Below are 12,474 nucleotides of genomic sequence, written 5' to 3'. Positions count from 1 at the left end.
CATGGCCAGAGGGGACCCTGCCTAGGTTGGCCCCATCAGCCGATGGCCCAAGGTGCGGGAGCGGTTCTTTCTGGAGCTGGATCCTGCCGCCGGCGTGGATCCGGCCTGGCCCCGGGTGGTGATCGTGGGCGGTGGCTTCGCGGGCCTGCAGGCGGCCCGGCGGCTGATGAACCGGCCGGTGCGCGTGACCCTGATCGACAAGCGCAACTTCAACCTGTTTCAGCCGCTGCTCTACCAGGTGGCCACGGGGCTGGTGCCGGAGGCCGACGTGGCCACGCCCCTGCGCCGCCTGCTGGCGAAGGCGGCGAACGTGCAGGTGCTGCTCGGGGAGGTGGACGACCTCGGCCCGGCCGGCCGGGCGGTGGTGGTCAACGGTCGCCGGCTGGCCTACGACCACCTGATCCTGGCCGCGGGCTCGGGCAGCTCCTACTTCGGCCAGGAGCAGTGGCGGCCGCTGGCGCCGCCGATGAAGATCCTGGAGCACGCCGACGAGATCCGCCGGCGGGTGCTCACGGCCCTGGAGGAGGCCGAGCAGTGCGCCGATCCCGAGCGGCGGCGGCGGCTCCAGTCGGTGCTGGTGGTGGGGGGCGGGCCCTCCGGCTGCGAGCTGGCGGGCTCCCTGCATGAGCTGCTGGCGCACAGCGTGGAGCGGGAGTTCCGCCAGCTGCGGCCGGAGCACAACCACGTGATCCTGGTGGACCCCGGCGAGCGGTTGCTGCGGGCCATGCATCCCGACCTCTCGGCGGCGGCCGAGCGGTCCCTGCGCGGGCGCGGGGTGGAGGTGATGCTCGGCGGCCGGGTGGTGGCGATCGAAGCCGGGGCCGTGACCCTCACCCAGCCGGAGGCGGCCGGCCCCCCTTCCCAGCGGCGGATCGAGGCCGCCACCGTGTGCTGGACGGCCGGCGTGCGGGCCTCCCATCTCGGCCGACGGCTGGCAGACCTCACCGGCTGCGGGCTCGATCGCGGCGGCCGGGTGATCGTGCAGCCCGATTTCTCCGTGCCCGGTCACCCGGAGATCCGCGTGGTGGGAGACCTGTGCGCCTACAGCCACACCCCCGACGCCCGTCCCCTGCCGGGCATGGCGGGCCCAGCCGTGCAGATGGGGGGATGGGTGGCCCTCGACCTGCTCGCGCACCTGCAGGGCCGGCCGATGGCGCCGTTCCGCTGGACCGATCTGGGCAGCATGGCGGTGATCGGCCCCCTCAGCGCCGTGGCCGATCTGCGCGGCCTGCGGGTGAGCGGCAGCCTGGGCTGGCTGCTCTGGGGCCTGGCCCACCTGGCGTTCATGCCCGCCGCCGAGAACCGCCTCACCCTGCTCACCCGCTGGCTGTGGGCGATCGCCACCAACCAGCGGGGCTCCCTGCTGATCACCGGCCGGATCAACCAGCACATGGACGTGCCGGTGGGGCTGGAGCAGGTGTTAACGCCGGAGCAGGCAGAGCCATCCGATGCCACCGCTCACCGGTAGAGGTTTGCAAGCAGGCCCCCCATGTCCATGAGCAGCCTGGCCAGGGTGATGGCGATCATCCCGGTGCGCGATGAGGCCGCCACCATCGGCGCGGTGGTGCAGCGGCTGCAGGAGCTGGGGGTGGGGGCGATCCGCGTGGTGGACAACGGCAGCAGCGACGCCAGCGCCGCCCTGGCCCTGGCGGCGGGGGCGGAGGTGGTGCATGAGCCGCGGGCCGGCTACGGCCGGGCCTGCTGGACCGGCCTGCAGCACCTGCCCGATCCGGTGCGCTGGATCCTGTTCTGCGATGGCGACGGCAGCGACGACCTGGCCGCCGTGGCCGCCTGGCGCCCCCTGATGCACGGGGCCGATCTCATCCTCGGCAACCGCTGCGCCACCGCCGCAGGCCGGGCCCGGCTGACGCCGGTGCAGCGCTTCGGCAACCGGCTCGCCACCACCCTGATCCGGCTGGGCTGGGGCCATGCCTACGCCGATCTCGGCCCGCTGCGGCTGATCCGGCGGGAGGCCCTCGAGGCGATGGCCATGGCCGATCGGGGCTTCGGCTGGACGATCGAGATGCAGGTGAAGGCGATCGAGGCGGGCCTGCGGATCGTGGAGTGCGGTGTGCACCAGCACCCCCGGCGCGGCGGCCGCTCCAAGATCTCGGGCACGCTCCGGGGCAGCGTGGGCGCGGGTCTGGGCATCCTCGCCACCGTGGGCAGGCTCTACGGGCGGCAGCTGGGGCTGCTGCCATGACCGAGCCCTCCTTCCGGAGCCAGCAGGGGCTGCTGATCGCCTGCGGCGTGCTGCTGGTGGCCGGCGCCGCGCTGGTGAGTCCGTACGGGCACTTCCGCGATCCTCTGGTGCTGCAGCGGTTCTGGCCAGGCGCTGCGGTGATGGGGCTGGGCTTTGCCCTCTCCTGGCGGCTGGCTGGGGTGCCCGCCGCCGCCTTCTGGGGGGTGGCGATCGCCACCCGGCTGCTGCTGCTGCCGATGGAGCCCAGCGACGACCTCTGGCGCTACCTCTGGGAGGGCAAGATCCAGCTCGAGGGCTTCAACCCATTCCTGCTGGCGCCGGATGCCCCGGCGCTGGAGGCCCTCCGCACCCCCTGGTGGGGGCAGATCAACCATCCGGGGGTCACGGCGATCTACCCGCCGCTCACCCAGCTGCTGTTCCGGCTGCTGGCCCTGGCCGGGCCCAGCGTGCTGCTGCTCAAGCTGGGCGTGGTGGCGGCCGATCTGGCGGTGTGCGCTCTGCTGGCCCGCCGCTTCGGCCATCGGGCCGCCCTGCTGGTGGCCTGGAATCCGCTTGTGCTGGTGTGCCTGGCCGGCGGCGGCCATTTCGACAGCTGGTTCGTGCTGCCCCTGGTGGCGGCCTGGCTGCTGCTGGAGCCCGCGGCAGGCCCGGGCCGCCAACGGCTGGCAGCCCTGCTGGTTGGGCTGAGCGCGGCGATCAAGTGGACCTCCCTGCCGATGCTGGCCCTGCTGGTGTGGCAGGCCCTGCGGCAGCGGCAATGGCGCCACGGCGCCGCGCTGGCGGCCCTGGGCCTGCTTCCCCTGGCCGCGGCCGCCCTGCCCTTCTGCAGCTCCGGTGTCTGCCCCCTGATTCCGCTGGGGTCCGGCTTCGTGCGTTTCGGCCGCAGCGCCGAGCTGGTGCCGGCCCTGGTGGGGCGGCTCTGGCCCTGGACACTGGCGCACAACAGCCTGTTCCTGGCGGTGCTGGCCCTGCTGAGCCTGGTGCTGGTGGCCATCAGCTCGGATCTGGGCAGCTTCAGCCGCCGCTGGCTGCTGGCCCTGCTGATGCTGTCGCCGATCGTGCATCTCTGGTACGTGAGCTGGTACCTGCCCTTCGCCGTGCCCACCCGGGCCTGGGGGGCCCGCCTGGTGAGCCTGTCGGGCTTCGTCTACTTCGTGCTGCCGTCCCGGCTGCCCGACTGGCGCCTCAGCGGGCCGGAGGGGGTGCTGTTCTGGGCGCCGCTGCTGCTGGGCCTGGGGCTGGAAGCACTCGCCAGCCACCGCCGTCCTCTCCCCGACCGCCCTCTCCCCGACCACCCTCTCCCCGACCCCTCCCCCCCGGCCTTCACCGATCCCTGACCCTCCCCGCCATGCCCTCCCGAGCCCTGTCCCTGCCCTGCCTCCTGCTCACCGGCCTGGTGCTGCTGCCCGGCTGCCGCAGCGGTGCGTCCCTGGCGGATCGCGCCAACACCCCGCCGCCGGGCACCGGCGAAGCGGCCTCCCGCCCGGCGCCCCGGCCGCCGCTCGACAACGCCCCCTACGGCCGGGTGCTGGAGCGCTTCGTGGACCGCCAGGGCCTGGTGGACTACCGGGGCCTGCAGCAGAACCCACAGGATCTGAAGGCCTATGTGGCCGCCATCGGCGCCGTGGAGCCCGCCCGCTTCGCCAGCTGGCATCCCAGCGAGCAGATCGCCTTCCTGCTCAACGCCTACAACGCCCTCACCCTGGCCTCGATCATCGAGCAGGATCCGATCCGCGCCAGCATCCGCGACATCCCCGGGGTGTGGAAGCTGAAGCGCCACACCGTGGCGGGGGAGGCGATGACCCTGGACCACATCGAACACGGCATCCTGCGCAAGCGCTATGACGAACCCCGCATCCATGCGGCCCTGGTGTGCGCCGCCATCAGCTGCCCGCCCCTGCGCCGCGAGCCCTACGGCGGGCCGCGGCTCAACGCCCAGCTCGACGAGCAGTCGCGCCTCTGGCTGGCCAGCCCCCAGGGGCTGGTGATCCACCGCGCCGCCGGCCCAGGCGCCGGCGGCGGCCCGGGCAGCGTGGCCATCTCCCAGATCTTCCAGTGGTTCGGCGACGACTGGAAGCGCCGCTACGCCACCACCGAGCGCTTCGGCGACCACGACGGCCAGCGCGAGATCCTGAACTTCATCAGCGGCTACGTCAGCCCGGCCGACCGGGCCTTTCTGCGCAGCGGGGACTACCGCCTCACCCATCTCCAGTACGACTGGTCGCTGAACCAGCAGTAGGGGCCCAGCCATGCGCCGCTTCGCCGCGCTGATCGACCAGCTCGACCACACCGGTGGCACCGCCGCCAAGGTGGCCCTGCTGCAGCGCTGGCTGGCGGCGGAACCGGCCGCCGATGCCGCCTGGGCCCTGCACTGCCTGCTGGGCAAGCAGCGCCGCCGGCTGATCACGGCGCGGCGCCTGCGCCAGATCTGCCTGGAGCAGGCGGGGCTGCCGGAGTGGCTGTTCGACGACTGCTACGCCCAGGTGGGGGACACGGCCGAGACCATCGCCCTGCTGTGGCGCCAGGTGGCACTCCAGGGGGCAGCCCCGGCCCAGCACTCACCCGCCGAGGCCCCGCTCCACGGCTGGATGGAGGAGGTGCTCCCTGGCGTGGCCGGCCTGGAGGGCGAGGCCCAGGCGGAGGCGGTGCGGGCCCTCTGGAGCCGGCTCGATGGCATGGAGCTGCTGGTGATGAACAAGCTGCTGAGCGGCGGCTTCCGGATCGGCGTGGCCCAGGGGCTGGTGCTGCGGGCCCTGGCCGGGTTGAGCGGCCAGGAGGAGTCGCTGCTGGCCCACCGGCTGATGGGGGGCTTCACCCCCACGCCGGCGGCCTGGGCGGCCCTGCTGGCCGCGGAGCAGGGCGACGAGGCGCGCAGCAGCCGGCCCTATCCCTTCTTCCTCGCCTCACCCCTGGAGCTGCCCGCCGATCCCGGGACCGCCCCCCTGGCGGGCGGCGTGCACGACTGGCTGATCGAGTGGAAGTGGGACGGCATCCGCGGCCAGCTGATCCGCCGCGGTGGCGCCAGCCTGCTCTGGAGCCGGGGACAGGAGCTGATCAATCCCGCCTTCCCCGAGCTGATCGCCCTGGCCGACACCCTCCCCGAGGGCACCGTGCTCGACGGGGAGGTGATCGTGTGGCCGGCGGGCGAGCCACGGCCCGCCCCCTTCGCCGCCCTGCAGCGCCGCCTGGGCCGCCGCGCCCCCGGCCCGAAGCTGCTCGCCGAGTGCCCCGCCGTGTTCCTGGCCTACGACCTGCTGGAGCAGGGGGGCCAGGACCTGCGCCCCCAGCCCCTGCGCCAACGCCGGGCCGCCCTGGAGGCCCTGCAGCGGCAGCGGCCGGCGGCGGCGGATGCCCCCGAAGCCGGGCCCCTGCGCCTCTCGCCCCCGCTGGCCCTCGCCGGCTGGGAGGAGCTCGAAGCCCTGCGGCAGCAGGCCCGGGCAGTGGGCGCCGAGGGGTTGATGCTCAAGGCCGCCGCCTCCCCCTACCTGGCGGGCCGGCGGCGGGGCCACTGGTGGAAGCACAAGCTCGAGCCCTACCGGCTCGATGCGGTGCTGCTCTACGCCCAGGCGGGCAGCGGCCGCCGCGCCAACCTCTTCACCGACTACACCTTCGGGCTCTGGGACCGGGCCGGCGGTGAACGCCGCCTGGTGAGCTTCGCCAAGGCCTACTCCGGCCTCAACGACCGGGAGATCACGGCGCTGGACCGCTGGATCCGCAGCCACACCACCGAGCGGTTCGGGCCGGTGCGGGCCGTGGAGCCCGAGCAGGTGTTCGAGCTGGCCTTCGAGGGGCTGCAGGCGTCCCGCCGCCACAAGAGCGGCATCGCCGTGCGCTTCCCCCGCATCAGCCGCTGGCGCCAGGACAAACCCGCCGGCGAGGCCGACACCCTGGCCGCGGCCCTGGCCCTGCTGGAGCCCCGGCCGCTCAGCGGTACACCGAGCGGCCATCCCCCGGCAGCAGGGTGAGGCTGCTGGGGTCGATCCGGTGGCCGGCGCTCACCTCGGCCTCCTGATCCTCGCCGCTGCCCCAGAGCTCCACGCAGAGCACCCGGCCGCCGCTGCCCAGGTAGTCGGCATAGCGGCACTGGCCGGGGCGCTTGTTGAGGGTGCGCAGCCGGGCGGTCACCGTGGCCCGGCCCTGCTCCCTGAGCGTGAGGCCCTCTCCCTCCCACTCCAGCTGGCGGGGCAGGGGCAGGGGGGGCGAGAACGGCACCGATTGCAGCCAGCTCACCTCCAGCCAGTCGTCCTCGTTCACCACCAGCCAGCGGCCCTCCTCGCCGTCGCGCAGGAGATACTCCAGCCACTGGAACCCCTCCTCCTCGTAGAGGAGCCGGTCCTCCACCACCCAGTCACGGCCGTCGGCCTGCACGATGTCGCCCAGCTGCAGATCGAACAGGGTGCGCTCCCGCAGCACGGCGCGGCGGCCCTGGGCGCGCAGCCGTCGCTGGCGCTGCACCGCCAGCAGCAGGGCGGCCGCGGCCACCAGCACCAGAAGCACCAGCACGGCCATGGCCCCGGAGAGTCAGCACCGCACCTTATCGGCACCGCACAGGACGCCCACCGGATCGCAGGCTCCTCAGTCGGAGCGCCAGCGGCTCTGGCGCTGGTAGTCCACCAGCACGGGCAGCACCAGCCGGTTGGGCTCCACCGGCTCCCCGGGGCCCGGCCGCAGATCCCGGGGCAGGTCGAACAGATGGCGCAGCTGGGCCCGGTCGAGCCAGCGGGCCTGGAAGGGCAGGTCGCCGGCGGCGAGGGTCGCCGTGGGCCGGTGGGCGAGCACGAAGCCCCAGGGCCCGAAGCTCGGCACCGTGACGCTGTAGGGCCGGGTGTCGAGGCCCAGGGCCTCGAAGGTGGCCTGGATGGAGGCCAGCACCCGCGGGGTGAAGAAGGGCGTGGAGGCCTGGGTCACCACCAGCCCGCCGGGGGCCAGCCGCCCCAGCAGGCGGCCGTAGAAGCCCAGGCTGTAGAGCCGGGCCAGGGCCGGGGTGGCGGGATCGGGGAAGTCGGCGATGATCACGTCGTAGCGGCCGGGCAGGCCGGGCACCAGGGCCAGGGCGTCGCCCACGTGCACGTGCACCCGGGGATCGTCGAGGCTGGCGCCGTTGAGCCGCCGCAGCAGCGGGTGGCGGCGGGCCAGGCGCAGCATCGCCGGATCCAGCTCCACCAGGTCCACCCGCTGCAGATCCGGCCAGCGCAGGATCTCCCGCAGCGCCAGCCCATCCCCCGCGCCGAGCAGCAGCACGCGCCGGGGCCGGCCGTGCAGGGCCATGGCGGGATGCACCAGGGCCTCGTGGTAGCGGTATTCATCGACGCTGGAGAACTGCAGGTTGCCATCGAGGTAGACCCGCAGATCGTCCCGGCGGCGCGTGAGCACGATGCGCTGGTGGCGGGTCTGCAGCCGGCCGATCACCGGATCGTCGTAGAGCCCGTCCTCCACCCGGTCGCCCAGCGGCGCCACCAGCAGGGCCGCCACGCCGGCCAGCGGCAGGGCCGCGGCCACGGGCCAGCGCCAGCGGCGCAGGCCGGGGAAGGCCCAGCAGAGGGCGCCGCTGCAGAGCAGGGGCACCAGGGCCAGCAGGGCGGCGGTGGGCAGCAGGCCGAGCCAGGGCAGCAGCAGCAGCGGGAGGGCCAGGGAGCCGAGCAGGGCGCCGAGGTAGTCGAGGGCCAGCACCTGGGCCAGGGCCCGGCGCAGCTGCTCCTGGCCCTCCAGCAGGCGTGTGAGCAGGGGCAGCTCCATACCGCCGAGCCCCCCACCGCCAGGGTGAGCAGCACCAGGGCCAGCCACAGCGGCCCATCGGCGGCGAACAGGCTGAACAGGGCCAGCGGCCCGAACAGGCACAGCGGGCTGAGGCACAGCTCCACCACCACGAAGGCCCGCAGCAGGGAGGCCTGCGCTCCCGGCCCCACCGCCACGAACTGGCTGAGCCAGGCCCCCAGGCCCATGGCCGCCAGGAAGGTGCCCACCACCACGCCGGTGGCCAGGGCCGCATCGCCGGCCAGATAGCTGGCCTGGGTCACCAGCAGCAGCTGCAGCACCAGCCCCACGGCCGAGGAGAGGGCGGCGCTCAGCAGCAGCAGCCGCACCTGAGCCGGGGAGAGCGCCCGGGTCTTCGCCTGGGTCTTCCCCCGCGGCGGCGGCCCGGTCCCGGGGTTCACTTGGCGCCGCCGGGCCCGCGGCCCTGGAAGCCCCCCCAGTCGCGGCGGCCGGGCACGGCCGTCCAGGCGCCGCCGCGGTAGCGGCCCCGGTAGCTCACGCCGCTGGAGGAACTGGCCCGGGGAGCCCCCTCCTGGCCGAGCCGGTAGAGCAGGGGCCGGGTGATCGCCAGCCCGGTGCCGACCAGCACCGAGGCCAGCAGCAGGCCGAGGATCAGGGAGCGTTCCACCACGGTGATCTAGCTCCCCGCCCCGGCGGGCAGGCCGGCAGCGGCCAGCGCGGTGGCCGGCACCAGCCAGGGGGTGACCACGCCGTCCTCCACCAGCAGATCGATCCACTCGAGCTCCAGCCCGCCCCCGGCCAGTTCCGCCGGCAGGGCGGTCCGGACCCGCACACTGCCGGGTTCGGCCAGGTGCAGATGCCAGCGGCTGGTCAGGGTCCACCAGCTGTCGTCCTCCCCGCTCCACTTCTGCAGACGCACGGTGCGGTTCTCCTGGAGCAGCACCCGGCCCCGGTCATCGGTGAGCCGGAGCTCCAGGGGCACCTCGGCCGGCGGATTCCGGCGGGAGAGCGGCGGGTGATCGGGCTCCTCGTAGCGGGCGTGCACCACCACCCGAAGCAGGCCCGCACCGCCGAGCACCTCCCGCAGGGCCAGGCTCGCCTCATCGCCGCGCACCCGCCGGCGCAGCCGGCAGTCGCCGTACACCGCCGACCACAGGATCCGGGCCAGCAGGGCACTGCTGAAGGCCGTGATCAGCAGCAGGCCCCGGTCCACGCTGTGGTTGCGCACACCCAGCCACACCCGCAACGGCCCGGGCACCTCCGCACCCGTGGCACCCTCCAGCTCCTCCCGCACCAGCCTCAGGCGGTAGTCGCCGCTGACGGGCGGGCGCAGGGCCAGCACCAGGTCGGCGTCCTGCTCGTCATAGGTGCCGCTCTCCCCGTCCTCCTGCCAGGTGCCCCGTTCGCGCCAGCCCGCCTTGCTGAGCTGGAGCACCGGCCGGCCGGCCGCGTCCAGCAGATCCACGGCCAGCCCCATGGCGCTGTTGGGGGGGAGTTCCGGCTGCAGGTCCAGGCGGGGGCTGCCCAGCCAGCCCGCCTCCAGCCGGAACGGCCGGCTGATCACGGGCACGGCATCGTCAAGGATCAGCAGCTGCCGCTGGCGGGGGGTGAGCAGCGAGGCCAGCAGCAGCAGCAGGGGCAGCAGCGGCAGCAGCAGGGCCAGCTGGGGCCAGCGCACCACGGCATTGCCCCCAGGCATGACCTCGGCGCCAGGCACGGCACTGGCATCGGGGGGTCCGCCGGCGGCGCTGGGGAAAACGGGCGGCGGCATCGCGCTGCGGGCCGGCGAGCCTGGGTACCCTACGAGCGGCGGCACGACCCACCGCACCCGTCCCCACCGATGACCCGACCCCTGCTCCAGCTGCTCTTCACGGTGGGGTGGACCGTGGTGGGCGTGCTGCTGATCTATGCCGGCACCGTGCTGTTCGACCGGCTGGCGCCGATCGATTACCGCGCCGAGATCCGGCAGGGCAACGTGGCGGCCGGCCTGGTGCTCGCGGCGGTGATCCTGGCCGTGGCCGCGGTGGTGGTCACCGTGCTGGCCACCTGAGCCGCCGCCTGGGGGTGAAGCCGTCCATCCAGACCCAGCTGGCGCCCGTGGAGGCGTGGTTCCGCCGGCAGGGCTGGCGGCCGATGCCGTTCCAGCGCCAGTGCTGGAAGGCCCACCTGCAGGGCCGATCCGGCCTGATCCAGGTGCCCACCGGCTCCGGCAAGACCTACGCGGCGGTGATGGGGCCGATCGCCCGGATGCTGGCGGATCCCCAGCCCGGCCTGCGGCTGCTCTACCTCACCCCCCTGCGGGCCCTCAGCCGCGACCTGGCGGCGGCGATCCAGGCACCGATCAGCGCCATGGGCTGGCCGCTGCGGCTGGGGGTCCGCAATGGCGACACCCCCGGCAGTGAACGCACCCGGCAGCTGCGGCGTCCCCCCGAGATCCTGATCACCACCCCGGAATCCCTCTGCCTGCTGCTGGCCAACCCCAGGGCCGAGGAGCTGTTCGGCGGCCTGGAGGCGGTGGTGCTGGATGAGTGGCATGAGCTGATGGGCGGCAAGAGGGGGTCCCAGTGCGAACTGGCCCTCAGCTGGCTGCGACGGCAGCGCCCCGGCCTGCGCACCTGGGCCATCAGCGCCACGATCGGCAACCTGGAGGAGGCGGCCCGGGCCGCCGTGGGAGCCGGGGGTAAGCCCGATCCGGTGCTGATCACGGCCAGGCTGCGGCGCGACACCGCCATCCGCAGCCTGCTGCCGGAGCGGATCGACGGCTTCCCCTGGGCGGGCCACCTGGGGCTGCGCATGTACGAGGAGCTGGTGGCGGCCCTCGAGCCCGGCGTGTCCACCCTGCTGTTCACCAACACCCGCAACCAGGCCGAGCGCTGGCACCAGTGCCTGCGCTACGCCTGCCCCGAGATGGAGGGCTCCCTCGCCCTGCACCACAGCGCCATCGACCGGGCCGAGCGGGAGGCGATCGAAGCCGGCGTGAAGGCCGGGGGCCTGCGCTGGGTGGTGTGCACCAGCTCGCTCGACCTGGGTGTGGACTTCCAGCCGGTGGAGCGGGTGGTGCAGATCGGCAGCGCCAAGAACCTGGCGCGGCTGCTGCAGCGGGCGGGCCGCAGCGCCCATCTTCCCGGCGGCACCTCCCAGGTGCTGTTCATGCCCACCAACGCCCTGGAGCTGCTGGAGGTGAGCGCCATGCGGCGCGGCCTCGCCGACGGCCTGGTGGAGGAGCGCCGCCCGCCCCAGGCCCCGATCGACGTGCTGCTGCAGCACCTCACCAGCCTGGCCTGCGGCCCCGGCTTCCACCCCGAGCAGGAGCTCGCCACGGTGCGCAGCGCCTGGAGCTACCGCCGCCTCTCCGAGGCCAGCTGGCGCTGGTGCCTGCAGTTTCTGGAACAGGGCGGCGACTGTCTGGGCGCCTATCCCCGCTACCGCAAGCTCAAGCGGGTGGGACACGGCGAGGCTGAACGGCTGGTGGTGAGCGAACCGGCCATCGCCCGGCTGCACCGGCTCAACATCGGCACGATCACCGCCGATCGCGCCGTCACCGTGCGGGTGGTGCGCGGAGCGGTGCTGGGCCATGTGGAGGAGACCTTCATCAGCCGGCTCAAGCCGGGCGATGTGTTCTTCTTCGCCGGGCGGCAGCTGGAGTTCGTGCGGCTGCGGGAGATGACGGCCCAGGTGAAGGCCACCACCCGCAAGAGCCAGGCCGTGCCCGCCTGGGCCGGCGGCCAGATGGCCCTCTCCGACCTGCTCAGCCACCACCTGCGCCAGGAGGTGGACCGGGCCGCCCGGGCCCTGGGCGCGGAGGACAGCAACGCTCTCGACACGCCGGAACTCCAGGCCCTCGAACCCCTGCTCCGCCGCCAGGCCGAGCTCTCCGCCCTGCCCCGCAGCACGGAGTTCCTGGTGGAGCTGTGCAGCAGCCGCGAAGGCAGCCACCTCTACGCCTATCCCTTCGAGGGCCGCTTCGTGCACGAGGGGATCGGCTTTCTCTGGGCCTGGCGCCTGGCCCGCCACGCCCCCACCACCATCACCGTGTCGGTGAACGACTACGGCTTCGAGCTGCTGGCGCCGCGGGGCTACCGCTTCGAGGCGCTGTTCGAGGAGCACGCCGATGCCCTGCTCGACAGCCGCGAGCTGGAGACCCATCTGGAGCAGGCCGTCAACGTGTCGGAACTGAGCCGGCGGCGCTTCCGGGCCATCGCCCAGATCAGCGGGCTGGTGCTGAACGGCTATCCCGGCCAGAACCGCAGCGGCGGCCAGCTGCAGATCAGTGCGGCCCTGCTGTACGACGTGTTCGAGCGCCATGAGCCCGGCAATCTGCTGCTGGCCCAGGCCCGCGCCGAGGTGCTGGCCGAGCAGCTGGAGCTGCCGCGCATCGCCGCGGCCCTGCAGCGGCTGATGGGCTGCCGGCTGCTGCTGCAACGCACCCCCCGGCCCGGGCCGCTGGCCTTCCCGTTGCTGGCGGAGCGGCTGAACAACCGGATGAGCAATGAATCCCTGCTGGCGCGGCTGCAACGCCTGCGGGAGCAGGCCGAACGCCAGGAAGGCTGCTAGCA

Annotated in this window: 12 protein-coding genes; 8 read left to right on the top strand and 4 right to left on the bottom strand. The window is 73.9% G+C overall.

Features of this window, described 5'->3' with window-relative positions:
• Positions 1-52 precede the first annotated feature (52 nt).
• The 5 genes from CBM981_RS01485 to CBM981_RS01465 are packed head-to-tail and all read left to right on the top strand — an operon-like array spanning position 53 to position 6,168.
• Positions 53-1,468, top strand: a complete 1,416-nt coding sequence (locus tag CBM981_RS01485; protein WP_087066961.1) for an NAD(P)/FAD-dependent oxidoreductase — start codon at positions 53-55, stop codon at positions 1,466-1,468.
• Between the two features lie 27 nt (positions 1,469-1,495).
• Complete coding sequence (locus CBM981_RS01480) at positions 1,496-2,203, top strand: glycosyltransferase (RefSeq protein WP_087066960.1); 708 nt, start codon at positions 1,496-1,498, stop codon at positions 2,201-2,203.
• Complete coding sequence (locus CBM981_RS01475; RefSeq protein ID WP_225867467.1) at positions 2,200-3,540, top strand: DUF2029 domain-containing protein; 1,341 nt, start codon at positions 2,200-2,202, stop codon at positions 3,538-3,540. The genes CBM981_RS01480 and CBM981_RS01475 overlap by 4 nt, the downstream gene beginning before the upstream one ends.
• An 11-nt stretch (positions 3,541-3,551) precedes the next feature.
• On the top strand, positions 3,552-4,442 hold the full coding sequence (locus tag CBM981_RS01470; protein WP_087066959.1) for a DUF547 domain-containing protein: 891 nt from the start codon (positions 3,552-3,554) through the stop codon (positions 4,440-4,442).
• Between the two features lie 10 nt (positions 4,443-4,452).
• Positions 4,453-6,168: an ATP-dependent DNA ligase gene (locus CBM981_RS01465; RefSeq protein WP_087066958.1), complete on the top strand. Its 1,716-nt coding sequence runs from the start codon at positions 4,453-4,455 to the stop codon at positions 6,166-6,168.
• On the opposite strand, the gene CBM981_RS01460 is transcribed toward CBM981_RS01465, so the two are convergent.
• Entirely contained in the window at positions 6,128-6,712 is a 585-nt protein-coding gene (locus tag CBM981_RS01460) for a DUF4178 domain-containing protein (RefSeq protein ID WP_087066957.1), read from the bottom strand. The genes CBM981_RS01465 and CBM981_RS01460 overlap by 41 nt on opposite strands.
• A gap of 66 nt (positions 6,713-6,778) precedes the next feature.
• Positions 6,779-7,939 (bottom strand): spermidine synthase, encoded by a 1,161-nt coding sequence (locus tag CBM981_RS01455; RefSeq protein ID WP_225867466.1) that lies wholly within the window; start codon positions 7,937-7,939, stop codon positions 6,779-6,781.
• A gap of 24 nt (positions 7,940-7,963) precedes the next feature.
• On the opposite strand from CBM981_RS01455, the gene CBM981_RS15745 reads away from it, so the two are divergent.
• Complete coding sequence (locus tag CBM981_RS15745) at positions 7,964-8,206, top strand: hypothetical protein (protein ID WP_225867465.1); 243 nt, start codon at positions 7,964-7,966, stop codon at positions 8,204-8,206.
• Between the two features lie 148 nt (positions 8,207-8,354).
• Here the strand turns inward: CBM981_RS15745 and CBM981_RS01450 are convergent, their stop codons facing one another.
• Together CBM981_RS01450 and CBM981_RS15670 are read right to left on the bottom strand one after the other, a co-directional pair.
• The gene (locus CBM981_RS01450) at positions 8,355-8,585 is read right to left on the bottom strand and encodes a hypothetical protein (protein ID WP_225867464.1); all 231 of its coding nucleotides are present in this window, start codon (positions 8,583-8,585) and stop codon (positions 8,355-8,357) included.
• A gap of 9 nt (positions 8,586-8,594) precedes the next feature.
• Positions 8,595-9,689 carry a hypothetical protein gene (locus CBM981_RS15670; RefSeq protein WP_087066955.1) on the bottom strand — a complete coding sequence of 365 codons (1,095 nt, stop codon included), beginning with the start codon at positions 9,687-9,689 and terminating at the stop codon, positions 8,595-8,597.
• A 69-nt stretch (positions 9,690-9,758) separates the two neighbouring features.
• Between CBM981_RS15670 and CBM981_RS01440 the strand changes: the two genes are divergently transcribed.
• Together CBM981_RS01440 and CBM981_RS01435 are read left to right on the top strand one after the other, a co-directional pair.
• Positions 9,759-9,968, top strand: coding sequence for a DUF350 domain-containing protein (locus tag CBM981_RS01440; protein ID WP_087066954.1), 210 nt, complete (start codon positions 9,759-9,761; stop codon positions 9,966-9,968).
• Positions 9,969-10,051: 83 nt separating this feature from the next.
• Positions 10,052-12,472, top strand: coding sequence for a ligase-associated DNA damage response DEXH box helicase (locus CBM981_RS01435; RefSeq protein WP_369801679.1), 2,421 nt, complete (start codon positions 10,052-10,054; stop codon positions 12,470-12,472).
• The last annotated feature ends 2 nt before the right edge of the window (positions 12,473-12,474 follow it).

Source organism: Cyanobium sp. NIES-981, assembly GCF_900088535.1.
GTDB lineage: Bacteria > Cyanobacteriota > Cyanobacteriia > PCC-6307 > Cyanobiaceae > NIES-981.
Note: the sequence above shows the minus strand (reverse complement) of the source record. Positions and strands in the feature narration are given on the sequence as shown.

Bases quoted from the DNA above. Each gene is read 5' to 3' on its own strand.
- CBM981_RS01480 (WP_087066960.1), top strand. From the start codon at position 1,496: ATGAGCAGCCTGGCCAGGGTGATGGCGATCATCCCGGTGCGCGATGAG.
- CBM981_RS01475 (WP_225867467.1), top strand. From the start codon at position 2,200: ATGACCGAGCCCTCCTTCCGGAGCCAGCAGGGGCTGCTGATCGCCTGC.
- CBM981_RS01470 (WP_087066959.1), top strand. From the start codon at position 3,552: ATGCCCTCCCGAGCCCTGTCCCTGCCCTGCCTCCTGCTCACCGGCCTG.
- CBM981_RS01465 (WP_087066958.1), top strand. From the start codon at position 4,453: ATGCGCCGCTTCGCCGCGCTGATCGACCAGCTCGACCACACCGGTGGC.
- CBM981_RS01460 (WP_087066957.1), bottom strand. From the start codon at position 6,712: ATGGCCGTGCTGGTGCTTCTGGTGCTGGTGGCCGCGGCCGCCCTGCTG.
- CBM981_RS01455 (WP_225867466.1), bottom strand. From the start codon at position 7,939: ATGGAGCTGCCCCTGCTCACACGCCTGCTGGAGGGCCAGGAGCAGCTG.
- CBM981_RS15670 (WP_087066955.1), bottom strand. From the start codon at position 9,689: ATGCCGCCGCCCGTTTTCCCCAGCGCCGCCGGCGGACCCCCCGATGCC.
- CBM981_RS01440 (WP_087066954.1), top strand. From the start codon at position 9,759: ATGACCCGACCCCTGCTCCAGCTGCTCTTCACGGTGGGGTGGACCGTG.
- CBM981_RS01435 (WP_369801679.1), top strand. From the start codon at position 10,052: ATGCCGTTCCAGCGCCAGTGCTGGAAGGCCCACCTGCAGGGCCGATCC.